Origin of the sequence: Chloroflexus sp. (assembly GCF_034434295.1) — a bacterium.
Taxonomy (GTDB): Bacteria; Chloroflexota; Chloroflexia; order Chloroflexales; family Chloroflexaceae; genus Chloroflexus.
This window is the reverse complement of sequence record NZ_DAOTZQ010000101.1, coordinates 40,346-47,420: the sequence shown is the minus strand read 5'-3', so window position 1 is coordinate 47,420 and position 7,075 is coordinate 40,346. Positions and strand designations below refer to the sequence as shown.

At 56.5% G+C, this 7,075-nt stretch carries 6 protein-coding genes; 1 reads left to right on the top strand and 5 read right to left on the bottom strand.

Translation table 11 applies throughout. The features are described 5' to 3' along the window. Positions 1–438: 438 nt before the first annotated feature. Complete coding sequence (locus VAE57_RS14320) at positions 439–1,635, bottom strand: PLP-dependent aminotransferase family protein (protein ID WP_322822547.1); 1,197 nt, start codon at positions 1,633–1,635, stop codon at positions 439–441. A gap of 397 nt (positions 1,636–2,032) precedes the next feature. Further along, positions 2,033–2,989, bottom strand: coding sequence for a D-2-hydroxyacid dehydrogenase (locus VAE57_RS14315; RefSeq protein WP_322822546.1), 957 nt, complete (start codon positions 2,987–2,989; stop codon positions 2,033–2,035). A gap of 247 nt (positions 2,990–3,236) precedes the next feature. Here VAE57_RS14315 and efp point away from each other — a divergent pair, with 247 nt between their 5' ends. Then, entirely contained in the window at positions 3,237–3,806 is a 570-nt protein-coding gene (gene efp, locus VAE57_RS14310) for an elongation factor P (protein ID WP_287157355.1), read from the top strand. 485 nt (positions 3,807–4,291) lie between these two features. Here efp and groL read toward each other — a convergent pair whose 3' ends face one another. Genes groL through VAE57_RS14295 form a run of 3 tightly spaced genes read right to left on the bottom strand, consistent with a single transcriptional unit; the run spans position 4,292 to position 6,822 of the window. Next, complete coding sequence (gene groL / locus VAE57_RS14305; protein ID WP_322822545.1) at positions 4,292–5,929, bottom strand: chaperonin GroEL; 1,638 nt, start codon at positions 5,927–5,929, stop codon at positions 4,292–4,294. A 5-nt stretch (positions 5,930–5,934) separates the two neighbouring features. Next, a complete protein-coding gene (gene groES, locus VAE57_RS14300; RefSeq protein ID WP_416208463.1) occupies positions 5,935–6,231 on the bottom strand; it encodes a co-chaperone GroES in 297 nt (98 codons plus the stop codon). A 57-nt stretch (positions 6,232–6,288) separates the two neighbouring features. Then, complete coding sequence (locus tag VAE57_RS14295; RefSeq protein WP_322822543.1) at positions 6,289–6,822, bottom strand: DoxX family protein; 534 nt, start codon at positions 6,820–6,822, stop codon at positions 6,289–6,291. Positions 6,823–7,075: the final 253 nt, after the last annotated feature.

Sequence of the window (7,075 nt, the reverse complement as noted above, 5' to 3'; positions counted from 1 at the left end):
CGAGCACATGCGGCAGCATGGCTGCCGCACGCCAAAGACGGCAATCACTTCGCTGCCAGGGCATTTTTGGCGTACCCGTTGTTCGCGTGGCCGGTGTGAGATGCGTTCGGCGGTGAGGAGAATAAGTGCGATAGGGTGGCTGTCACACGCCATACTTGCGCTGACCAGTTTGCCGGACGAGCACATACAGCAGCATGGCTGTCACACGCCATACTTGCGCTGACCGGCCTGGCAGACGAGCACATGCGGCAGCATGGCTGCCGCACGCCATACTCGCGCTGACCGGCCTGGCAGACGAGCACATGCGGCAGCATGGCTGCCGCACGCCATGTTGCGCCAATCGCATTGCTGGGCGGGCACGGATGTAAGTATGGGCATCGAGCACTTTGTATGGCGTGCTCGACGCGTGAGAGGCGACTACTACGATTTTTTGAACCCCTAGAGATCGGCAAAGGCCGAGCCAATAATCGCGATTGCTTCTTCGATCCGCTCGCTGCTCTGGAAGCTGAAAGCGAGACGCATTGCATTATCACCACGTTCCCGTTCGACGAAGCAAGCAGTGCCGGCCAGAAATTCTGCTCCACGGGCACGCGAGGCTTCGAGTAAGGCACGGGCACTTACCCCCTTGGGTAACTGAACCCAGATGAAGAAGCCACCAGCGGGCATGACAAAGCTGGCTTCAGCCGGAAAATGACGCCGAATGGCCGCGACCATCGTTTCACATTTGACTGCGTAGTGCTGACGAAGGGTGGCGATGTGCCGTTCGAGTCGACCATCGGCACAGAAGCGGGCGACAACCCGGGTAATGAAGGGGCCTGTCGTGCCCTCAGCCTTCACCATCAGCAGACGGTCGATAATCTCGCGGCGAGCATGCACCCAGCCAATCCGCAAACCAGGAGCCAGGATTTTGGAATAGGTACCCACCCGAATGACCCAGCCATCCCGATCAAGGGCAGCCAGTGAAGGCAATGGCTCGCCGGCGAAGCGGAGATCAATGTAAGCATCGTCTTCAACGACCGGAACTCCGTATTCTGCTGCCAGATCCACCAATTGGCGACGACGAGACAGGCTCAGGGTCACGCCGGTTGGGTTGTGGAAGGTGGGAATGGTGTAGATAAATTTCGGACGCTGACCATTTGTCGCCAGTTCGCGCAAGGTGTCGGCCAGCATCTCAACATTCATACCTTCCTCATCAACCGGGATGCTGATCAGACGTGCACCCGACTGAACAAAGCGCCGCACTGCACCGAGAAAGCTGGGCGCTTCAATGATCACGATGTCACCCGGCTCGACGAATATCTCTGGCAGAAGCGCCAAAATCTGTCCGGAGCCGTAACCCACCAGTACATGTTCGGGTTGGGCAGCCACACCTTCAGCCTGCAAGCGCGCTACAATCTGATCGGTCAGGCCGGGATAAGACATCGCATAGTTTAGCGACTCGGCAGCTTCGTAAGCAAGTACTTCGGCTGCGGCAGCCATCAGCTCAGCCCGGGGAAAGAGTATCGGATCGGCCAGCCCATACGACAGGCTGATCAGGGGACGCACCGGTTCACCGGCGGCACCAAACAGGGGCGGTACAACATCGCGCACCCGGCTGGCGAAGAGTGCTTCGAGGCGGTCGGTCGTTGAGGTCATGCGGGCATTCTCCTCTTCCATATAGCGATTGGTACAACAGGTATCAGTTCGTTGTTTTCAGAATAACATGGATAGCGTGTACTGGGCTGGAAGCTTACTAACAGACTACATGATCGTGACAAGAACACGTATCATTTCCGTGACTGGCAGGGTGAACAGTGTGACACGCGACTGACACGAAGCACGGCTGGCGCGGCAGCATGGCTGCCGCACTCCAAACGGTGCGACAAGGGTATGGCAGGCGGGCAAGGCAACCAATCCAGTCTACACCGGCACGACCGGAGCTGCGCTCTACCAACGGGCCAGGAGCAGATAGACTGGCGTTGGTGATTGACAAACGTTTATGAACTTGTGTGATTGTCTGGTAGCACGATAGCATAGCTTTATGATATAAGTTTTAATATCCCGCCTGTTTATCCACGACATTGATCATTGGCTGCTGTTGGAGAAAGGCGCGTAGATTGGTAGCAAAGAGATCAAGGGTACGCGACCGGATGTGCGGCGAACTCCATGATACGTGAGGAGTCACAAAGACGTTCGGCAGCGTCCAGAACGGACTATCCGGGGGGAGTGGTTCCTGAGCAAACACATCGAGGCCGGCACCGGCAATCCGTCGTTCGCGCAGCGCCTCAATCAATGCTGCTTCGTCGATGATTTCACCACGGGCAATATTGATCAGATAGGCATCAGGCTTCATCAGCGCCAGTTCTGCTCTGCCAAACATGTGGCGTGTTGCCGGTGTGAGCGGGGTGGCAATGACAACAAAGTCGGCTGCCGGAAGTAATGATCGCCATTCACCCTCACCAACCACACGCTCGACTCCTGGGGTTGGGCGTGGAGTACGGCGCGATCCCCATACCCGCATCCCAAAGGTACCGGCACGTCCGGCAATGGCCTGTCCGATCTGGCCCAGGCCGATGATCAGCATCGTGCTGCCGGCCAGCTCTCGCAATTGCAGGTCCTGGTCGCGCCAGCGATGGGCAGCCTGCAACTGGTGCAGATGAAGGGCCTGTTTGACATGACTCAGGGCAAAGAGCATGACAAACTCGCTGATCGGGATGGCATGCACACCCGCTGAATTGGTCACGATAATATCGCGTGCCAGCACTTCGGGAATGAGCGAGCCGTCTACACCAGCACGGGGAATATGCAGCCAGCGCAACGCTGGCATCTGCCGCACCAGACGGGCCAATTGTTCGCCGGTAAAAAACCAGCGTAGCAGGACCTCGGCATCGTCAATAGGGGCTTCGGGTTGACCATCACGGTCATACCAAACGATTGTGGCATCGGGGGCAACCGCAGCAATACGCGGGAGAAGTTCATCGCGTAACAGGCCCGGCAAGACAAGCTTCATAAGAATGTGCTCCTGTATGGATGAAGCCTTAAACGGGATCGATTCAGTTGCTATTGTACCTGAGACGGGTCATTACCTGATCAGTCAAAAGATGGGTATGGAAGAGCGCGAAGCGGCAGCATGAGGGTCTTTTCACCACACAACTTGCGCAGAATCCTGAATCAGCCTATAGTGGTAGCATTCGCCGGGCAACGGTGGTTTCCCGGCTTGTGTGTTGTTATGTAAACAAAACAAGGAGTATATTGAGATGGCTGCCGGAACAACCTCTGATTTGCGCAACGGAATTGTGATTCGTTACAACAACGACCTGTACCAGGTGGTTGAATTTCAGCACGTGGCGCCAGGCAACTGGCGGGCGTTTGTCCGCATGAAGCTCAAGAGCCTGACGACCGGGAAAGTGATTGAAGATCGGGTACGCGCCGGTGCGGAAATCGACATCGTGCGGATCGAGCGGCGACCGATGCAGTATCTCTACCGCGAGGGTGATAGCTTCATCTTCATGGATAATGACACCTTCGACCAGATTCCGGTTTCGGCGGAGCTGGTTGGCGACGCAGTGCGCTTTATGAAGGAGAACGAGACGGTCGATCTGGTTTACGACGCGGAGAAGGATACGATTATTGGCGTCGAATTGCCGATTTTCGTCAACCTGAAGGTTGTCGAGACGACGGTTGCCGTGCGCGGTGACACTGCGACCAATGTGACTAAGCCGGCGACGCTGGAGACCGGTGCCGTGATTGAAGTGCCGGCATTTATTAATGAAGGTGATGTGTTGAAGATCGACACCCGCACCGGTGAGTATATTACGCGAGTGTAGTGCGGTAAGCGGGGGTGATCTGTCTGAGATCAAATCTGCCTGACACTGCACCTCTTGCGGGTTATCAGAGCCGTACAGGAGTGCGGCCAGGCGAGCGACACGCCCCACCCTAACCCGCCCCCGCTGGGGGCGGGAACTCCAGTGCAGATGGCTCACACTGTCACGAGTTTGCTCAGGATTGCAATAGCCTGCTGGAAGCAGACACGATGGGCTGTGTCTATTGGAAGTGATTCGGAGGTACGCTCCTTTAGGGGAATACCAACACGTGCGCACTACGGTGTAGCGCTCAAGGGTGCAACGTGAGGGAGATGACTGGTAGCGTGCAATAACTTCTATTAGACCAGACTTGATGTGATATGCTGTGCAGGGGCACAACGCTCCTGCACAGCGTGGCTTAGCAGATCATAAAGGTCAGTACGAACGTAAAACGTGCGCATGTCGGGGATTTGCGACATGCGCACGTTTCATTTGCTTACCGGACTGGATTAGAAGTCATCGTCCGGCATCGGTGGCGTACCGTTCTTCTTCTTCGGTTCGGGCGCATCGACGATCAGGGCCTCGGTAGTCAGCACCATACCGGCAACGCTGATCGCATTTTCGAGGGCGGAGCGCACGACCTTCGCCGGGTCGATGATACCGGCCTGCATCAGATCGACGTAGGCACCGGTCATCACATCGTAGCCGTAGTGGTTGTTGTTGTGCTTCCGCTGCTCGTTGCGAACATTCTCGACCACCACCGAACCATCTTCACCGGCATTGGTGGCGAGCTGGCGCAATGGCTCTTCGAGCGCTCGCCGCAGGACATTGAGCGCCATCCGCTCTTCTTCAAACTGGGTCGTGACATTATCAAGGGCCGGGATCGCATTCAGCAGGGCAACACCACCACCGGGCACGATACCCTCTTCAACCGCAGCCCTGGTTGCGTTGAGCGCATCTTCAACGCGAGCCTTGCGCTCTTTCATGGCCGGTTCGGTCGGTGCGCCAACCTTAATGACGGCTACACCACCCGACAGCTTCGCCACCCGCTCTTGCAGCTTCTCGCGGTCGTAATCGGAGGTGGTAGTTTCAATCTGCTGCTTGAGCTGGGCAATCCGGGCCTGAATGGCCTGCTTGTCGCCGTAGCCTTCAACGATAACGGTGTTATCTTTGTCAGCCTTGACCCGGCGGGCACGACCGAGGTCTTGCAAAGTTGCACTTTCGAGCTTGCGACCGATCTCTTCCGAGATAACGGTACCATTAGTAAGGATAGCAATATCCTGGAGCATGGCTTTGCGTCGATCACCAAAGCCGGGCGCTTTCACGGCCAGGGCATTGAGCGTACCACGCAGCTTGTTGACGACCAGTGTTGCCAGCGCTTCACCATCAACATCCTCGGCAATGACCAGCAGATCCTTCTTCCCGCTGCTCAGCACTGCTTCGAGGATTGGCAACAGATCTTTGATCGCGCTGATCTTCTTGTCGGTGATCAGAATGTATGGTTCATCGAGCACTGCCTCCATGCGGGCAGAGTCGGTGATGAAGTAGGGCGAGATATACCCGCGGTCGAATTGCATACCTTCGACCAGCTCGTGCTCGAGGTGCGTGCTCTTCCCTTCTTCGACCGTTACCACACCATCGCGGCCAATCTTGTCCATCACGGTGGCCAGCAGTTCACCAACTTCGGCATCCTGGGCCGAGATGGTAGCAACGTTCCGAATCTCATCGCGGGTCTTGAGCGTAATGGCCTGCTCTTTGATGCGAGCCACTAGCGCCTGACCACCCTTATCGAGGCCACGTTTGAGCAGCATCGGATTGGCACCAGCTGCAACCAGTTTTAAGCCCTCGTTGATGATCGCCTGGGCCAGAACGGTTGCCGTCGTCGTACCATCACCGGCAACATCATTCGTCTTGACTGCGGCCTGCTTGAGCAACTGCACGCCGAGGTTGGCAAACGGGTCTTTCAATTCAATCTCTTTGGCAACGCTCACACCATCGTGGGTTACCGTCGGGGCACCCCACTTCTTATCAAGCGCAACATTGCGGCCACGAGGACCGAGGGTCGTCTTAACGGCCAGAGCCAGCGTATCAATACCGTGTTTCAGCGCTGTGCGGGCTTGCTGATCAAAGATCAGTTGCTTCGCCATACTGCTTACTCCCCTTCGATGATACCGAGAATATCCTTCTCCTGGAGAATCAGGTATTCCTCATCGTCAATCTTAAATTCCGTACCGGCGTATTTGGCGTAGAGCACGTGCTGACCGACCTTAACACTCATCGGGATCAGCTTGCCATCATCAGCACGGCGACCTGGACCCACCGCAATCACCTCGCCCTCCATCGGGCGCTCTTTGCTTGCGGTATCGGGCAGGTAGATGCCGCCCTTTGTCATCTCTTCACGCGGCTTTGGTTTAACTACAACCCGATCATTCAACGGTTTGACGTGCACAGACGACCTCCTCATTATTCAGGGTTGGGGGTAGTGACAGGCACTACCCCACCTTGCCTAATGAGCGACCTGACCAGCACCACTCGCCGAAGCCACCGTCGTGCGTGGCTGCCGGCTGAAGAGGGCGAAGGCCAGACCAGCCAACACGAGGATCAGGCCAATCCAGAAGGTTTGTGGCTGCGGAAGGGCAATACCGAGGGCACGGTCGAGCGTGTAGGTACCGGGTTCCCACAGCCCCATCACCGCGGCCAGGCCAAGGAGAACGATATTGTATTCACTGCCCCCATTGCTAATCCACAGTCCATGCGACCAGTGGACGAGAGCAATTGCCGCGATCATGACGGCAATGATTGCCAGTGAGCCAAGCGGATGGAAGAAGCCGAGGGTAAAGAGTAAACCGCCGCCAAACTCAGCCAGACCGTCCATTAGCGCCCAGAAACGTGGTGCACGTATTCCCATACCTGCCAGCCAGTCGGCGGTTGCCCGCAGGCCATGACCACCGAACCAGCCGAACAGCTTCTGGGCACCGTGCCCCATCATGATCAGCCCAACAACCAGTTGCAGGATGAGCAGACCCAGATCCATCGTCATGGCACACCACCTCCTTGATCGTCAACGTACATCGGCACAGCGCTCTGCGTCGGGCCGATGCAGCGATGATGATGCAAAAGGTGTACGTCTTTGTAGATAAAAAACCGATGTTAGATAGTCATCAGCGCTGTGTTAGCAATATATTAGAAGTGTGAAAGAGAGATACCGATGAAGTCGGCCAGGCGGCGGCCCACGCTCCCAGGGTCAAGGCGAGACCTATGCATTACCCATAACTCGAATACTGCATAGCTCG

What these genes read in the sequence shown, in the direction of transcription:
- VAE57_RS14320 (WP_322822547.1), bottom strand. Translation starts at nt 1,635, where the DNA reads ATGACCTCAACGACCGACCGCCTCGAAGCACTCTTCGCCAGCCGGGTG.
- VAE57_RS14315 (WP_322822546.1), bottom strand. Translation starts at nt 2,989, where the DNA reads ATGAAGCTTGTCTTGCCGGGCCTGTTACGCGATGAACTTCTCCCGCGT.
- efp (WP_287157355.1), top strand. Translation starts at nt 3,237, where the DNA reads ATGGCTGCCGGAACAACCTCTGATTTGCGCAACGGAATTGTGATTCGT.
- groL (WP_322822545.1), bottom strand. Translation starts at nt 5,929, where the DNA reads ATGGCGAAGCAACTGATCTTTGATCAGCAAGCCCGCACAGCGCTGAAA.
- VAE57_RS14295 (WP_322822543.1), bottom strand. Translation starts at nt 6,822, where the DNA reads ATGACGATGGATCTGGGTCTGCTCATCCTGCAACTGGTTGTTGGGCTG.